14 protein-coding genes are annotated in these 14,448 nt (G+C 68.2%); 8 read left to right on the top strand and 6 right to left on the bottom strand.

The window, feature by feature from the left end:
- Positions 1-34 precede the first annotated feature (34 nt).
- Positions 35-1,501: a MocR-like transcription factor YczR gene (gene yczR / locus E3T55_RS00960; RefSeq protein ID WP_134517711.1), complete on the bottom strand. Its 1,467-nt coding sequence runs from the start codon at positions 1,499-1,501 to the stop codon at positions 35-37.
- A gap of 62 nt (positions 1,502-1,563) precedes the next feature.
- On the opposite strand from yczR, the gene yczE reads away from it, so the two are divergent.
- Positions 1,564-2,211: a membrane protein YczE gene (gene yczE / locus E3T55_RS00955; protein WP_134517710.1), complete on the top strand. Its 648-nt coding sequence runs from the start codon at positions 1,564-1,566 to the stop codon at positions 2,209-2,211.
- Between the two features lie 168 nt (positions 2,212-2,379).
- On the opposite strand, the gene E3T55_RS00950 is transcribed toward yczE, so the two are convergent.
- The gene (locus E3T55_RS00950; protein WP_134517709.1) at positions 2,380-3,153 is read right to left on the bottom strand and encodes a MerR family transcriptional regulator; all 774 of its coding nucleotides are present in this window, start codon (positions 3,151-3,153) and stop codon (positions 2,380-2,382) included.
- A 40-nt stretch (positions 3,154-3,193) separates the two neighbouring features.
- On the bottom strand, positions 3,194-4,393 hold the full coding sequence (locus E3T55_RS00945; protein WP_134517708.1) for an ArgE/DapE family deacylase: 1,200 nt from the start codon (positions 4,391-4,393) through the stop codon (positions 3,194-3,196).
- A gap of 99 nt (positions 4,394-4,492) precedes the next feature.
- Here E3T55_RS00945 and E3T55_RS00940 point away from each other — a divergent pair, with 99 nt between their 5' ends.
- The 6 genes from E3T55_RS00940 to crcB all read left to right on the top strand — a co-directional run bounded on the left by E3T55_RS00940 (position 4,493) and on the right by crcB (position 10,019).
- Positions 4,493-5,326, top strand: a complete 834-nt coding sequence (locus E3T55_RS00940; RefSeq protein WP_134517707.1) for a CPBP family intramembrane glutamic endopeptidase — start codon at positions 4,493-4,495, stop codon at positions 5,324-5,326.
- A 150-nt stretch (positions 5,327-5,476) separates the two neighbouring features.
- Positions 5,477-6,355, top strand: coding sequence for a DUF4097 family beta strand repeat-containing protein (locus tag E3T55_RS00935; protein ID WP_134517706.1), 879 nt, complete (start codon positions 5,477-5,479; stop codon positions 6,353-6,355).
- Positions 6,352-6,960, top strand: a complete 609-nt coding sequence (locus E3T55_RS00930; RefSeq protein ID WP_134517705.1) for a PadR family transcriptional regulator — start codon at positions 6,352-6,354, stop codon at positions 6,958-6,960. Before E3T55_RS00935 ends, E3T55_RS00930 begins: the two co-directional genes overlap by 4 nt.
- A gap of 207 nt (positions 6,961-7,167) precedes the next feature.
- Positions 7,168-9,258, top strand: coding sequence for an APC family permease (locus tag E3T55_RS00925; RefSeq protein ID WP_241992767.1), 2,091 nt, complete (start codon positions 7,168-7,170; stop codon positions 9,256-9,258).
- Between the two features lie 3 nt (positions 9,259-9,261).
- Positions 9,262-9,654, top strand: coding sequence for a fluoride efflux transporter FluC (locus tag E3T55_RS00920; RefSeq protein WP_134517703.1), 393 nt, complete (start codon positions 9,262-9,264; stop codon positions 9,652-9,654).
- Positions 9,651-10,019 carry a fluoride efflux transporter CrcB gene (crcB, locus tag E3T55_RS00915; RefSeq protein WP_198418483.1) on the top strand — a complete coding sequence of 123 codons (369 nt, stop codon included), beginning with the start codon at positions 9,651-9,653 and terminating at the stop codon, positions 10,017-10,019. Before E3T55_RS00920 ends, crcB begins: the two co-directional genes overlap by 4 nt.
- Positions 10,020-10,037: 18 nt before the next feature.
- Here the strand turns inward: crcB and E3T55_RS00910 are convergent, their stop codons facing one another.
- Positions 10,038-11,141, bottom strand: a complete 1,104-nt coding sequence (locus E3T55_RS00910; RefSeq protein ID WP_134517730.1) for an NAD(P)-binding domain-containing protein — start codon at positions 11,139-11,141, stop codon at positions 10,038-10,040.
- Between the two features lie 149 nt (positions 11,142-11,290).
- Between E3T55_RS00910 and E3T55_RS00905 the strand changes: the two genes are divergently transcribed.
- Positions 11,291-11,581 (top strand): DUF3073 domain-containing protein, encoded by a 291-nt coding sequence (locus tag E3T55_RS00905; RefSeq protein ID WP_134517702.1) that lies wholly within the window; start codon positions 11,291-11,293, stop codon positions 11,579-11,581.
- 138 nt (positions 11,582-11,719) lie between these two features.
- Here E3T55_RS00905 and purM read toward each other — a convergent pair whose 3' ends face one another.
- Both purM and purF read right to left on the bottom strand, forming a co-directional pair.
- Positions 11,720-12,823: a phosphoribosylformylglycinamidine cyclo-ligase gene (gene purM / locus E3T55_RS00900; RefSeq protein ID WP_134517701.1), complete on the bottom strand. Its 1,104-nt coding sequence runs from the start codon at positions 12,821-12,823 to the stop codon at positions 11,720-11,722.
- Positions 12,820-14,448 carry an amidophosphoribosyltransferase gene (gene purF / locus E3T55_RS00895; RefSeq protein ID WP_134517700.1) on the bottom strand — a complete coding sequence of 543 codons (1,629 nt, stop codon included), beginning with the start codon at positions 14,446-14,448 and terminating at the stop codon, positions 12,820-12,822. Before purF ends, purM begins: the two co-directional genes overlap by 4 nt.

The following is a 14,448-nucleotide window of genomic DNA, read 5'->3' as shown; positions in this document are numbered from 1 at the left end:
GTCAGGCCTGGAGGCTGGGAATCCCTCAGCGGGGTCAGACGACGTCGGCGAGAAAGCCGGTCTCGGGCAGCGGATGCCGCGCGAGCGACTCCCAGGCGAGGCCGAGCGCATCCACGGCCCGGTCCATCTGCTCTGGGTTCGGGCTGAACGGCAGGCGCAGAAACCGCTCGAACGCCCCATCGATGCCGAAGCGCGGCCCGGCGGTCACGAGCAGTCCGTGGTTGCGGGCCGCGAGCGCGAGCTGGGAACTGACCGGCTGCCCGAGGTTCACCCACGCGGTGATGCCGCCGTCCGGGTGCGGCACGCTCCAGCTGGGGAACCGTTCGGCGAGCCGGCGCTCGAGATGGTCGCGGCCTGCCCGCAGCTGCTGGGCGCGGTGCGCGAGAATCTGGGGCATCTCGGGCAGCAGCCGGGTCACGAGCAGCTGCTCGAGCAGCGGAGTGCCGAGGTCGTTCGAGGAACGAGCCCCGACGAGTCGGCGAATCAGCGCGGGATCGGCACGAATCCAGCCGATACGGATGCCGCCCCACACCGATTTACCAACCGAGCCGATCGAGACGACGGCCCCGGCCTCGCGGGCACCCTCGGCGTGAGCGGCGAACGGCGGATACTCGCCCGCCCGGTCGATGTCGAATTCGGCGATCGTCTCGTCGACGAGCAGCACGGTTCCGGAAGCGGCGGCCGCCGCAATCACCCGCTCGCGCTGATCGATCGGCATGCTCTGCCCGGTCGGGTTCTGAAAGTCGGGCATCAGGTAGCCGAGCACCGGATTGCTGCGCTGCAGGGCCTGCAGGAGGGCGGGTTCGTCCCAGCCGGGGGCCGTTCCCGATGCCAGCCCCGCTTCATCCGCTGCCGCCACGCTGACCGGAACGAGCCGGCCGCCGGCCGCGCGCAGGGCCTCATAGGCGTGCGGGTAGGTGGGCATTTCGATCAGCACCCGGTCGCCGCGGCTGATCAGCACCCGGGCGAGCAGGGCGATCGCGTGCTGGGCCCCGAGGGTGACCATGATCTCGTCGGCGCTGGTGGGCAGGCCGCGCACCCGGTAGCGCTCGGCGAGCGCCTCGCGCAGTTCGGGGATGCCGACCGGGTCGAAGCCGGAACCGCCGAGGTGACGGGAGAGGTCCCCGGCGGCGGCGACCGCGGCATCCGTCAGCCCGGGCAGCGCCGGCATCGAGGCCTGACTGAAATCGAGGATGCCGGTGATTGGCTCGGCGGCCGGGGCGAGCGCTCCCGGGAGGGCGACGACGCTGCCGGAGCCGCGCACGCTCTGCAGGTAGCCGGCGCCGCGCAGGGCGCGGTAGGCGGCGGTCACGGTCGTGCGGCTGACCCCGAGGCGTTCGCCCAGCTCGCGCTCGGCTGGCAGCCGGGTGTGGCTCGCGAGGCGGCCATCGAGCAGTAACAGGCGGATGCGCTCGGACAGGCCAACATACGCGCTCGAGCCGCCGCGCCACTCACCCAGCAGCGTCTCGAGGGCGCGGGCGCTGAGCGGAGTCGGAGACATAAAACCACCCTACGCAAATTGGCTACTTGATAACAGTCCAAATCTGGCATTGGATGGCACTTATGACCCAGAGCTACCCCTACCGCTACGCGCAACTGCTGATTGGCCTCTTTCTGTACGGAATCGGCATCGCACTGATCGTGCGCGGCGAAATTGGCGTGGCCCCGTGGGACGTTCTGACCCAGGGCATCGACAACCACACCGGGTGGGGATTCGGTCTCATCACGATCATCACGAGCGCGGTCGTGCTGCTGCTGTGGATTCCGATTCGGCAGAAGCCCGGCATCGGCACCATCCTCAACGCGATTCTGGTGGGCCTCGCGGCCGACGTGGGGCTGTGGCTCGTGCCGACCGGGCAGGGCCTGCCCCTGCGCATCGCGTTCTTCGCGGTCGGGCTGCTCGTGCTCGCGGTCGCGACCGGTCTCTACATCGGCGCGCACTTCGGCCCCGGCCCGCGCGACGGCCTGATGACCGGGCTGCACCGCCGCACCGGCTGGAAGATCTGGATCGTGCGCACGGGACTCGAAGGCGTTGTGCTGCTCATCGGCTGGGCTCTCGGCGGCAATGTCGGCGTGGGCACGGTGCTCTTCGCCGTCTTGATCGGGCCGATGGTCAACATCACGATGCCGCTCTTCGCGATCAAGCGGCCGGCATCCGCTCAGAAGCCACTTCCAACCCGGGACGCGTCAGAGATGGCCACGCAGGCCTGATGATGGTGCTGTCCTCGGCGTCGACCGGCGTCGGCGGGGACCCAAGGGGCCATTATTGGCTTCTCGCTCACGAGAAGCCAAAAAACGCCCCTTCGAGTTGAGGCGGCGACGCGAGGCGCGTCGAGAGGCGCGAGTTCCATCCTGACGGGCCTCCTGGACATGCGCTAGCTAGAGGGTGCGCTCGGCATAGGCGAGCATCGCGTCACGCACGAAGGCGGCACCGGATGCCCCGCCGTAGTTGGCCGCGAATCTCGCGTCGGCGACGTACATCTCGGCCAGCCCGGTGAAGTATTCCTTCGGCGGACCGGCCTCGCCTGAGCCCGGGGTGCCCGGGATGCCGCGTAACCACTCGAACTGCCGGTGCGCGAGGGCCTGCGCCTCGGCCCCGAGCGGGTCGAGGCCGGCCGCCGCCGCCCGCTGCCAGTCGGCCCCGAGAGCGGCGGACCGCTCCTTCCAGTCGGCTTTCTCGGCCGCGGACATGCCGCGCCACCAGGAATCACCGCGGGAGTAGGCATCCGCCCCCCAACGCTGCTCGACCTCCTCCTTGTATTGGGTGTGGTCGAAGCCGTCAAACATCTTCTCTGCCATGAGCCGTTCTCCTCCGTTGAGGTCAATCAGGGTGCTTCCGACCGCGCGGATCTGCCGGTCGAGGCGTTGCTGCTCGCTGCGGAGCCACTCGAGGTGCGCCGCGAGCGCGACCGCCTCGTCGGTCTCACTCGCAAGCACCTCGGCGATCGCGGGCAGGCCGAGGCCCAGCTGGCGCAGCAGCAGAATGCGCTGCAGCCGCACGAGCGAGCGCTCGTCGTACTGCCGGTATCCGTTGGCGCCAACGCGGCTCGGCGGCAACAGTCCGACGGCGTCATAGTGGCGCAGCGTTCGGCTCGTGGTGTGCGCGAGCCGCGCAATGTCCTGGATCGACCAGTCGCTGTTCTCTCGTGCCATGACACCCACGTTAAAGGTTGACCCAGCGTCAAGGTCAAGGTCAGGCGCAGAAGTCGCGCAGGGTGCCCTCGAGGGTGGCGGCGAGCGCGCGCACCGAGGCGACATCGGCCCACTCCTCGTCGGCATGGGCGCCGCCGCCATCGACCCCGAAGACCAGGCACGGGATGCCCGCCGCCAGAACAAGGCCGGCATCGGTCCAGAAGGGCTCGCCGCGGTGCGCGGGGGCGCGGCCCAGCACCCGGGTCGCGCTCGACTGCAGGGCCTGCACGATCGGCCAGTCGACGTCCGCTTCGAAGGCGGCGCGGGCCACGAGGCGGCGCAGCTCGAACCGGAAGCCGGGCACCGTGGCGGCGAGGTCGTCGAACAGGGCGCGCAGCTCGGCCTCGACCGCCGGCGGGGACTGGCCCGGCAGCATCCGTCGTTCGAGGGTCATCGTGCAGGATGCGGCGACGGTGGCGGCATCATCGCCGCCCGAGATCATCGAGACCCGCACGGTGCCGTGGCCGAGGGTCGAGTGCGGCGGGGTGGCTTCGAGGCGCTCGCGCAGCGCGTCCAGGGCCGTGAAGACCCGTGCCGCGTGCGCGATGGCGTCGACGCCCCGCTCGGGCTGTGAGCCGTGCGCGGCGACCCCCGTGAGTTCCAGCTCGAACCAGGCGAATCCGCGGTGGGCGAGGGTGAGCTCGAGGCCGCTGGGCTCGGCGATGATCGCGGCATCCGCTGTGAATCGGCGCAGCACCTCCTCGGTGCCGAGGCTGCCGAACTCCTCATCGGCGACGAGGGTCACGATGATGTCGCCGGTCAGGCCGTTGCCGCCGGGTGCGACGACGGATGCCCGCGCCGCCGCCACGAGAATCGCCGCGACCCCGCCGAGCATGTCGAAGGAGCCCCGGCCGAAGATTTTGCCGTCTCTCAGCTCGGCCGTGAATGGATCCCCGGCGTAGGTGGCGACGCCGACGGTGTCGAGGTGGCCATTGAGCATGAGCGAGCGACCGGCACCGGTTGTCGCGCCGGTGCCGCGGCAGACGCCGACGATCGAGGGGCGGCCCGGGCGCTCTTCGAGCCGGTGCACCTCGAAGCCGCGAGCAGCGAGCCAGTCGGCGCACCAGGTCGCGATGCGCGCCTCTCCGGCCGCCCCCGGCACGAGGTCGGGGTTGACCGAGTCAATCGCGATGAGAGTGCGCAGCAGCTCAATCGGGTCGGGGGTCGTGAGGTCGTCGGGTGTCGTGAGGTCGTCGAGCATGACCCGAATGTACCTCTCTGATGTCTCGGGCAGGTTTCGGCCGCAGATCTCGGCCGCGATACCCGAACACCTCCCAGAGCGGACTTGTTAGGGTAAAACATGGCCGCATCTGCGACGCACACTCCCCTGCCGAACGAGGCGAAACCGCGCTTGTCGGCCGGGCTGATCCCGGCCGCCATGCTCTCGGGTTCCGCCGTTCTCATCTTCGCGCTGCAACTGCCTCTTGCCGGATACGGCCTGCTGGCGGCATCCGTCGTCGCTGCGTTCTTCGTGAACCGGGCCCTGTTTCGCGACCTGTTGCTGCTCGCGCTCGGGCTGCTGATCATCAGCACCATCTCGCTCGAAGCCAACATCGACTACCCGAACATCGCCCTGATGGGCACGGTGCTGACGCTCTCGGTACTCGTGCCGTATCTTCTCTCCCGCTACGCCTATAAGGACCACGCAATTCGGTTTCCGATTCGCACCGGGCAGCGCTGGACGACCCTGGAACGCTGGTACCTGCCGCTCGTCGTACTGCTCGGGTACCTGATTCTGCCGAGCTATTTCATCGGCAGCGGCGCCTACCTCAACTGGCCGGCGATCAGCACGCCCGACGAGCTCGCGCGCCTGTTCGTGGGGGTCGGCTTCGTCGGCATCTGGGACGAACTCTTCTTCATCTGCACCGCGTTTGCCCTGCTGAGACGACATTTTCCGGACTGGCAGGCGAACCTGCTACAGGCCGTCATCTTCACCTCGTTTCTCTGGGAACTCGGCTACCAGAGCTGGGGCCCGCTCATGACGTTTCCCTTCGCGCTGCTGCAGGGCTACACCTTCGCCCGCACCCGCTCGCTGACCTACGTGGTCTGCGTGCACCTGCTCTTCGACCTCGTCGTGTTTCTCGTACTCGTGCACGCCCACAACCCCGAATGGCTCGCAATTTTTCCGTACTAGGGCTCTCGGGAGACACTCAGCCCCAGCCCTTGCCGAGCGCCGAAACGCGATATATCGTGTTACTCAACAGACGCGATATATCGCGTCGTTCGCGGCACTCGCGCTGTTCACCTCGCGCATCGCGAACCATACCTACGGAAAGGATGCACGGTGTCTCTGGAAAAATGGCTGGTCGCTCCCGGGCAGAGCAAAATCATCGACATTGAGCTCGTCCGCAGGCTCAAGGTCGGCCTCATCGGCGGCAAGATCGACGTCATCGGCCACGACGAGCCCGGCGCCCGCATCGAGGTGCACAGCGTGACGGGCAAGGATCTCAAGATCTCGATGGACGGTGACGCCCTCGAAATCGACCACCCACAGCTGCGCTGGGACAACTTCATCGAGGTCTTCGGCTCGTTCCGCGGCACCGCCCAGGCCGACCTGAGCCTCATGGTGCCCCGCGATGTGGCCCTGAAGTTCGGCGTGGTCTCTGCCGACGCCCTCGTCTCCGGGCTGCGCAACGACGCCAAACTCAGCACCGTCTCCGGCGATCTCGTGATCGACGACGTGACCGGCGACCTCGAACTGAACGCGGTCAACGGCGAGATCTCGGTGCGCAACCATGTCGGCACCATCGCGGCGCACACCGTGACCGGCGAGGTGACGGCGAGCGGCAACATCCGTCGCTTCAGCATCGACGGGGTCTCGAGCGACGTTTTTCTTGACCTCACGGGCACCCCGGATCAGGTCAATTCGAACACCGTCTCGGGCAATCTGACCGTGCGTCTCGGTGCCGATGTGGCCGCCCGCTACCGTCTCAACACGGTCGCCGGTACCCTGCAGCTTGACGACCAAACGCTGCGCACCACCTTCGGCAAGGGCTATCAGGGCAGTACCGGCAACCTCGACAACACCTTTCTCGAACTCAACGCCAACTCGGTCTCCGGCAATATCTCGGTCGTGCGCCGGGCAGCCGCGTCTGAAACGCCGCAGGCCCAGGCGACGGATGCCGCCGAGCCCGCCACCGCACCCGGCGAGGCCGCGTCATGACCCCCGTCTTCTCCCACGGCAGCCTGCGGCTCTACCTGCTGAGCCTGCTCGCCGAGCAGCCGAGACACGGCTACGAGCTGATCCAGGCCCTGAGCGACCGCTTCGGCGGCACCTACAGCCCGAGCGCCGGCACGATCTACCCACGCCTGGCCAAGCTCGAAGAAGACGGCCTGGTGACCAAGACGGCCGACGGCCGCAAGACCGTCTACGAAATCACCGACGCGGGGCGCTCCGAGCTGCTGGCCCGCGAGGGGGAACTCGGCCGCGTCGAGAGCGAGGTCACCGAATCGGTGCGTCGGCTGGCCGACGAGGTGCGTTCCGGGGTCAGCGCCGCGATGAAGAGCCTGCGGGCCGACCTCGCGAGCGCCGCCCGGCAGGCCAAAACGACTGCCTCCGCCGCGCCAGCGTCGACCCACGCCGATGCCCACCTCGCGTCAACGCGTGCCCTGCACGAAGCCGACCTGGTGCTCAACGAGTTTCGGCACCAGTTGCGCGCCGACCTGCGCACGCAGGCCGCGGGCGCGGGCCTTCCCGAGGAGACCGTGTCTGCCCTGCGCCGTCAGCTGGATGCGGTGCGGGCGAGCATCCTCGCGACCCAACCGTAGCGCGGCCCGCCCCCGCGAGTGAGCACTTTCTGCGCTTCCCGCACCCGGGAAGCGCCGGGAAGCGCCGGGAAGCGCACAAAGCGCTCACTCGCGACAATGGGGCGGGAGCGCGTGAACTTGACACCGGGAGGCAACGGTGTAGTGTCATCCCTCGTGACACCAGAGGGGCCCACCCCCACCCCAGAAAGCCGCTCTCCGAAGCGATGGATCATTGGCGATCCGCTTCCGAGCGAGCACCTCGAGGGCCAGCTGCTGCCCAAACACCTCGCGCTGCCGATCTTCGCGAGCGACCCGCTCTCGAGCGTGGCCTACGCCCCGCAAGAGCTGCTGATGATTCTCACCCTCGGCGGACTCGCCTTTCTGAGTTTCGCGCCCTGGGTCGCCGCGGTTGTCGTGGTGCTGCTCGTCGTGGTCGTCGTCTCGTACCGGCAGCTGATCAAGGCGTACCCCTCCGGCGGCGGTGACTACGAGGTCGCCCACAAGAACCTCGGCGAAAAGGCCGGCCTCATCGTCGCGAGCGCCCTGCTGGTCGACTACGTCATGACCGTCGTCGTCTCGGTCGCCAGCGGCGTGGACAACATCATCTCCGCCATTCCCGGGCTCGACCCGTTGCGGGTCGAACTGGCCGTCGTCTTCATCATTCTGCTCGCCGCCGCCAACCTGCGGGGGGTACGCGAGTCGAGTAAGGCCTTCGCCTTCCCCACCTACCTGTTCGTCGGCAGCGTTGCCCTGATGATCGTGGTCGGCCTCGTGCGCATGGCTCTCGGCGACACCCCGACCGCCGAATCGGCCGGCTTCGACGTGGAGGGCCACAGCCTCGCGCAGTCGGCGTTCATTCTGCTGCTGCTGCGGTCCTTTGCGAGCGGATGCTCCGCCCTGACCGGCGTCGAAGCGATCGCCAACGGGGTCCCCGCGTTCCAGCACCCCAAGGTGAAGAACGCCCAGACCACGCTCGCCCTGATGGGCGGCATCGCGATCGTGCTGTTCGTGGGGCTGACCGCTCTGGCCCTGGCCTCCCAGGTGCACTACGCCGAGAGACCGTGCGACCTGATCGGCTGGGCCGAGTGCGCGACCGACCCGCAACGCAGCCTCATCGCCCAGGTCGCCGCAGCGACCTTCGGAAACTTCTCGATCATGTTCTACGTGCTGCAGGCGGCGACCGCAGCCGTGCTGCTGCTCGCGGCGAACACCGCGTTCAACGGATTTCCCCTGCTCGGCTCGGTGCTCGCCCGCGACCAGTACGCGCCGAAGTCGCTCAGCACCCGCGGCGACCGCCTGATCTACTCCAACGGCGTCATTCTGCTGGCCCTCGCGGCGATCGTGATCATGGTGGTCTACCAGGCCAACCTCACCGTGCTGATTCAGCTGTACATCATCGGTGTCTTCGTCTCGTTCACCCTCGGCCAGACCGGCATGGTGAAGCACTGGCTGACCCTGCTGAAAACCAAGCCGGCCCATCGAGGCTCGATCATCATGAGCCTGTCGATCAACGCCTTCGGCGCGATGCTCACCGGCATCGTGCTCATCGTCGTCACCGTCACCAAGTTCACCCACGGCGCCTGGCTCGTGTTTCTGATGATGCCCATCTTGTTTGCCCTCATGATGGGCGTCAACCGGTACTACCGCGACGTGGCCCGTGAGATCGAGGTCGACCCGATCACGACCTTCGGCTCGCAGGGCGACCACGCGATCGTGCTCGTCGGCAAGATGCAGAAGCCCGTGCTGAAGGCCCTCGATTACGCCATCGCGGCCCGCCATGTGAGCCTCGAGGCCGTGCACGTCTCCATCGACGACGCCGAGACCAAGGAACTCAAACGTGCCTGGGTGAAACAGAACATCCAGGTACCGCTGCGCATCGTCGCGAGCCCGTACCGGGACATCAGCTGGCCGCTGATCAGCTACATTCGCGACCGCCGCGAAGACCACGGTGCCGAGGTCGTCACCGTGTACACGCCGATCTACATCGTGGGCCACTGGTGGGAGGGCCTGCTGCACAACCACAAGGCCCGCCGCCTGCGCCAAAAGCTCATGATGGTGCACGGCGTGACGATCGCCCTCGTGCCTTGGCTGCTGGACTCCTCCGAGCTCATTTACGGACGTCGCTCCCGCCCGATCCCCGGCCAGGATCGCCGCGGCGAGCCGGTGCGTTCGCGCCCGGTGCAGCGCAAGTCCCTCGCGCCGCTCGGCACCGGAGCCATCACCATGCCTGGCAAGGTCGTCAAGAACGGCAGTCCCGTCGTCGGTGCCCCGTCGAACCGTTCCACGCCGAAGGCATCGCGGCGCCGAAAGCGCCGGTAACGCGTGCGGCTGATCCTGGCCGCCTTCGTGGGCGGATGTCTGGGCACCAGCCTGCGCTTCGCCGCCGATCTCGCCGTTCCCCACAGCAACGACCAGTTTGCGGCCGGAACCCTCGTCGTCAACGTGCTCGGTGCCCTCGTGCTCGGCTGGCTGGTCGGCGGGCTGTGGACGCGTCCGTCCGTGCCGGCCTGGCTCAAGGTCGCCCTCGGCCCTGGCCTGCTCGGCTCCTTCACCACCTTCTCGGCGGTGATGGTCTCGGTCGTCGCCCAGGGGTCGACCGGGCTGTGGGCGCTGGCCACCGGCTACCTCATCGCCTCGGTCGTGCTCGGCTTCGGTGCTGCGGCGCTCGGCCTGTGGTTCGGCGGGCGTCTCCCCCGACCGCGAGAACGCTCATGAGTGTCTGGGCCCTGCTGAGCGTGGTGGTCTGCGGCGGCGCGGCCACCGTCATCCGTTACCTCGTCGCGCGCGCCTGGCCGGTGCGCCCTGGGCGGCTGCCGGGCGGAGTGCTGCTCGTGAACGTGGTCGGTTCGGCGCTCGGCGGCGTCGTGCTGGGCCTCGCCGAGCGCGCCGCGATCTCGGCTGACCTGCAGCTCGTGCTGCTCACCGGGGTGTGTGGGGGCCTCACGACCTTCAGCACCTGGAGCGTCGAGACGATCGAGCTCGTGAACCGCGGCCGCTGGCGCTCTGCCGTGGTCAATGCGGGGCTGACCCTCGCGCTGGGCGTGGGCGTGGCAACGCTCGGCTACCTGCTCGCGCGCTGACCGTCGATGTGCCGCGACCTACCGCGTGCGCAGCGCGGGCAGCCGTTCGAGAATCGCCCTGGCCGTGCGGCGCGCCGCCCGCGCAGCCCCAATGGTGCTCGCCTGCGGGCCGTAGCCGGCGAAGAAGATGCGGGGGTCGGCGACGGATGCCCCCTCCTGCACCCGCAGGCCGCCCGCAGCTTCACGCAGCCTCAGCGCAGACAGGTGGCGCACTTCGGGCCGAAACCCGGTCGCCCAGAGCAGCGCGTCGGCCGGGCTGAAGCTGCCGTCGGCCCAGCGCACGCCGGTCGGTTCGATGCGCGTGAACATCGGCCGGTCCGCGAGCACACCCCGCTTGATTCCGTTGCGGATACGCTCGTTCATCGGCACTTTCGTTCCGCTGACGATGCTCGGCAGCTGGCGCCCGGCCCGTGCGGCCGCGTCCTGTGCGGCGACCGCGGCGACGGCCGCCTCAAGATCGAGTGACTCGCTGTCGCTCCATTCCACTGGCCGGCGCGTCGCCCAGGCGAGGTGGGAGGCGACCGGTTCGAGTTCGAGCAGAAACCCGATCGCGCTGGTTCCGCCGCCGATGACGACCACGTTCTGACCGGCGAATTCGTCGGCCGTGCGGTAATCACTCGTGTGCAGTTGACGACCGCGAAAGGTCTCGGCCCCGGCATAGTGCGGGCGAAAGGGTGCGCCCCAGGTGCCGGTCGCGTTCACGAGGATCTGCGTGGTGGTGCGGTGATCTCCGTACAGCGCCGAGGTCGTGTCGACGACGAGGTCGGGGCCGCGGGTGCCGACCCGGGACACGGCGACCGGGCGCACCACCGCAAGCTCGAAGTGCTGCTCGTAGCGACGGTAGTACTCGGTGACGACCTCGCTCGCCGGTCGCGCGCGGTCGGCGTTCTCGAAGCTCAGGCCGAGGTCGGTGAGGCCCGGCAGGTCATTCACGCGGTGGGCCGTACCGAGCTTCAGGGCCGGCCAGCGATGCTGCCAGGCTCCGCCCGGCTGCGGACCACGGTCAAAGATCACAAAATCCCGCCCGGCGACCAAACCGGAGCTGCGCAAATAGTAGGCTACTGACAGGCCCGCCTGCCCTGCTCCGACGATCACTACAGGCGCACTCGCATCGCTCGGCATCACAGCCCATCTCATCAGGTACGCCTGAGAGGTGGGTCAGCAAGCCGTTCGTTCGGCCATGCTAAACTGGCCTCTAGTTTTTCCATTCCGTTCGGCAACTCCCGGGAGACTCTGGCTCACCCGGCCTGGCATCGTAAAGGGGGTCACGCATGGGGCGCGGCCGTCAAAAAGCAAAACACACCAAGGTGGCTCGTGAGCTGAAGTACTTCAGCCCGGACACCAACTACAACGCGCTCGAACGCGAGCTCACCGGGCATCCGGCTGACCCGCGTCTCGACGAAGACCTGGCGAAGTGGCCTGAGTACGAAAAAGAGAAGGCCGAAAAGGCCGAGGCTGCGAAGAACAACGCCACCGACGATGAGAGTGACGAAGACGAGCGATACGTCGATCACTACGCCACCGAACACTATGCCACCGAAGAAGAACAGCGCCGCGCGTAACCGCAGCGCCGTTCTGGTTCAACACCAGCAGACAGCAAACCCCGTGGGCCCGACCAGAACCGGAGCCTCACGGGGTTTTTTGTTGCCTGACTCCGTGCGTTCTAGCTGACGGCCTGTTGCCTGACCGGGGGCCGGTCGCTACGCGGCGTATCCGCCGACGAGGCGCACGGCGCCGCCGTTGACGCCCTTGGCGCCCTGCTCGAAACCGGTGATGTCGCGCGCTGCCATCGACACCCGGCCGGTGACCCAGGCGCTGATTCCGCTGCGATCGAGGCGGGCGATCACCGAGGAAGCGGATGCGGCATCCACGACCGCGAACATACCGATTCCGAGGTTCCAGGTTCCCTCTGAGCTCTCGAGGGAGGTTCCGGCCATGTCGCTGAGCACGCGAAAGACGGGGGCGGGCGACCAGGTCGAGCGGTCGACGTCGACCCAGGAGCCCAGCGGCAGCACGCGGGCCAGGTTTGCCGCGATGCCGCCGCCGGTGACGTGGCTGAGGGAGTGCACGGCCCCGGCCAGGTCGGGGTCGTTCAACACGTCGAGCAGCGGGCCGGTGTACAGGCGGGTCGGCTCGAGCAGAACCTCGCCGACGATTCCGCCGAGGTCGTCGGACCGATCGGTGAAGTCGACGCCGGTGGTGCGCAGAATACTGCGCACCAGGGAGTAGCCGTTGGAGTGCAACCCGGAGGAGGCGAGGGCGATGACGACGTCACCGGAGACGACCCGTTCGGCCCCGAGCACCTGGTCGGCCTCGACGACGCCGGTGGCCGCGCCGGCCACGTCGTAGTCGTCGGGCCCGAGCAGCCCGGGGTGTTCGGCGGTTTCGCCGCCGACGAGGGCGGTTCCGGTAGCGGAGCAGGCCCGCGCGATACCGGCGACGATGTCCGCGATGCGCTCGGGAACGACCTTGCCGCAGGCGATGTAGTCGGTCATGAACAGCGGGCGGGCACCGACGACGATGATGTCGTCCACGACCATGCCGACGAGGTCCTGACCGATGGTGTCGTGCTTGTCGATGGCCTGGGCGATGGCTACCTTCGTACCCACGCCATCCGTCGACGTGGCCAGCAGGGGTCGGCGAAACCGGGTGAGAAAGCTCACGTCGTAGAGTCCGGCGAAGCCGCCGAAGCCGCCGAGAACCTCGGGGCCGTGAGTCTTCGAGACGGCGGCCTTCATGAGGCTCACGGCGAGGTCGCCGGCCGCGGTGTCGACACCGGCGGCGGCGTAGGAGGCGTTGCTCATTCTTGTCTTCCCGGATCTCCGAAGGCGGCCTGAACCACTGGGGTCTGTACTGATGGCGCCTTGCCCAGGTGGGCGAGGGCTTCTTCACGTGTCGCCACCGGTTCGACAACGCCTTCGAGGTCGGCGTCGGGGCCGGGGTCGCATCCGTTTGATGCGGCTTGCGCGGGCTGGCGCTCCAGCAGATTCTTGCCGAGGTGCTGCGATTCGGGCAGCGCGATCGGGTAGACGCCGGTGAAGCAGGCGGTGCAGAGGCGCTCGCGCGGCTGCTCGGTGGCGGCAATCATGCCGTCTTCCGACAGGTAGCCGAGGCTGTCGGCACCGATCGACTGGCGCACCTCATCGATTTCGAGGCCGGTCGCGATGAGCTCGGCACGGCTGGCGAAGTCGATGCCGTAGAAACACGGCCAGGTGATGGGCGGGCTGGAGATGCGCACGTGCACCTCCGCCGCGCCGGCCTCGCGCAGCATGCTCACGAGGGCGCGCTGGGTGTTGCCGCGCACGATCGAGTCGTCGACGACGATCAGCCGCTTGCCCTTGATCACATTTTTCAACGGGTTGAGCTTCAAGCGGATGCCGCGCTGCCGGATGGTCTGCGACGGCGCGATGAAGGTGCGTCCCACGTAGGAGTTCTTGACCAGGCCCTGGCCGAACGGAATTCCCGAGGCCTGGGCGTAGCCGATGGCCGCCGGGGTACCGGATTCCGGGGTGGGAATGACGAGGTCGGCCTCGACCGGATACTCGGCGGCAAGCCGACGACCCATCTCGACTCGAGCCTCGTGCACGCCGCGACCGGCGATGGTGGTGTCGGGGCGGGCGAGGTAGACGTACTCGAAGACGCAGCCCTTGGGGTCGGCGGGCGCGAAGCGCTGGCTGCGCAGCCCGTCTTCGTCGATCGTGATGAGTTCGCCGGGTTCGACCTCACGCACGAAGCTTGCGCCGACGATGTCGAGGGCGGCGGTCTCTGAGGCGACGACCCAGCCGCGTTCGAGCCGGCCGAGCACGAGGGGCCGCACACCCTGGGGGTCACGGGCAGCGTAGAGGGTGGTTTCGTCCATGAAAGCCAGGCAGAAGGCGCCGCGCAGGCGCGGCAGCACCTCCATCGCGGTGGCTTCGAGGGTGTGGTCACGGTCACCGATCAGCAGCGCCGTGATGACGGCGGTGTCGGTCGTGTTGCCGCGGGCCAGCTCGCCGTCGGCCTGCGGGTAACGCTCGTGCACGAGCTGCAGCAGCTCGGCGGTGTTGGTGAGGTTACCGTTGTGGCCGAGCGCGACGGTGCCGCTCGCGGTGCGGCCGAGGGTCGGCTGGGCATTCTGCCAGCTCGATGACCCGGTCGTGGAGTAGCGGGTGTGCCCTACTGCGATGTGCCCGAGCAGGGTGCTGAGCGAGGCCTCGTTGAAGACCTGTGAGACCAGGCCCATGTCCTTGTAGATGAGGATCTTGCTGCCGTCGCTCGTGGCGATGCCGGCCGATTCCTGACCGCGGTGTTGCAGGGCGTAGAGGCCGAAGTAGCTGAGCTTGGCCACCTCTTCGCCGGGAGCCCAGACGCCAAAGACGCCACAGGCATCCTGTGGCCCCTTCTCGCCGGGAAGAAGATCGTGATTTAACAGTCCGTCGCCACCGGGCAA

The organism is Cryobacterium frigoriphilum (assembly GCF_004403305.1).
In the GTDB taxonomy this organism is placed as follows: domain Bacteria; phylum Actinomycetota; class Actinomycetes; order Actinomycetales; family Microbacteriaceae; genus Cryobacterium; species Cryobacterium frigoriphilum.
The sequence above is the reverse complement of the archived record's forward strand: the minus strand, read 5'-3'. Positions and strand labels throughout refer to the sequence as shown.

Coding starts and splice junctions, on each gene's coding strand:
- yczR (WP_134517711.1), bottom strand. CDS start 1,501: ATGTCTCCGACTCCGCTCAGCGCCCGCGCCCTCGAGACGCTGCTGGGT.
- yczE (WP_134517710.1), top strand. CDS start 1,564: ATGACCCAGAGCTACCCCTACCGCTACGCGCAACTGCTGATTGGCCTC.
- E3T55_RS00950 (WP_134517709.1), bottom strand. CDS start 3,153: ATGGCACGAGAGAACAGCGACTGGTCGATCCAGGACATTGCGCGGCTC.
- E3T55_RS00945 (WP_134517708.1), bottom strand. CDS start 4,393: ATGCTCGACGACCTCACGACACCCGACGACCTCACGACCCCCGACCCG.
- E3T55_RS00940 (WP_134517707.1), top strand. CDS start 4,493: ATGGCCGCATCTGCGACGCACACTCCCCTGCCGAACGAGGCGAAACCG.
- E3T55_RS00930 (WP_134517705.1), top strand. CDS start 6,352: ATGACCCCCGTCTTCTCCCACGGCAGCCTGCGGCTCTACCTGCTGAGC.
- crcB (WP_198418483.1), top strand. CDS start 9,651: ATGAGTGTCTGGGCCCTGCTGAGCGTGGTGGTCTGCGGCGGCGCGGCC.
- E3T55_RS00910 (WP_134517730.1), bottom strand. CDS start 11,141: ATGCCGAGCGATGCGAGTGCGCCTGTAGTGATCGTCGGAGCAGGGCAG.
- E3T55_RS00905 (WP_134517702.1), top strand. CDS start 11,291: ATGGGGCGCGGCCGTCAAAAAGCAAAACACACCAAGGTGGCTCGTGAG.
- purM (WP_134517701.1), bottom strand. CDS start 12,823: ATGAGCAACGCCTCCTACGCCGCCGCCGGTGTCGACACCGCGGCCGGC.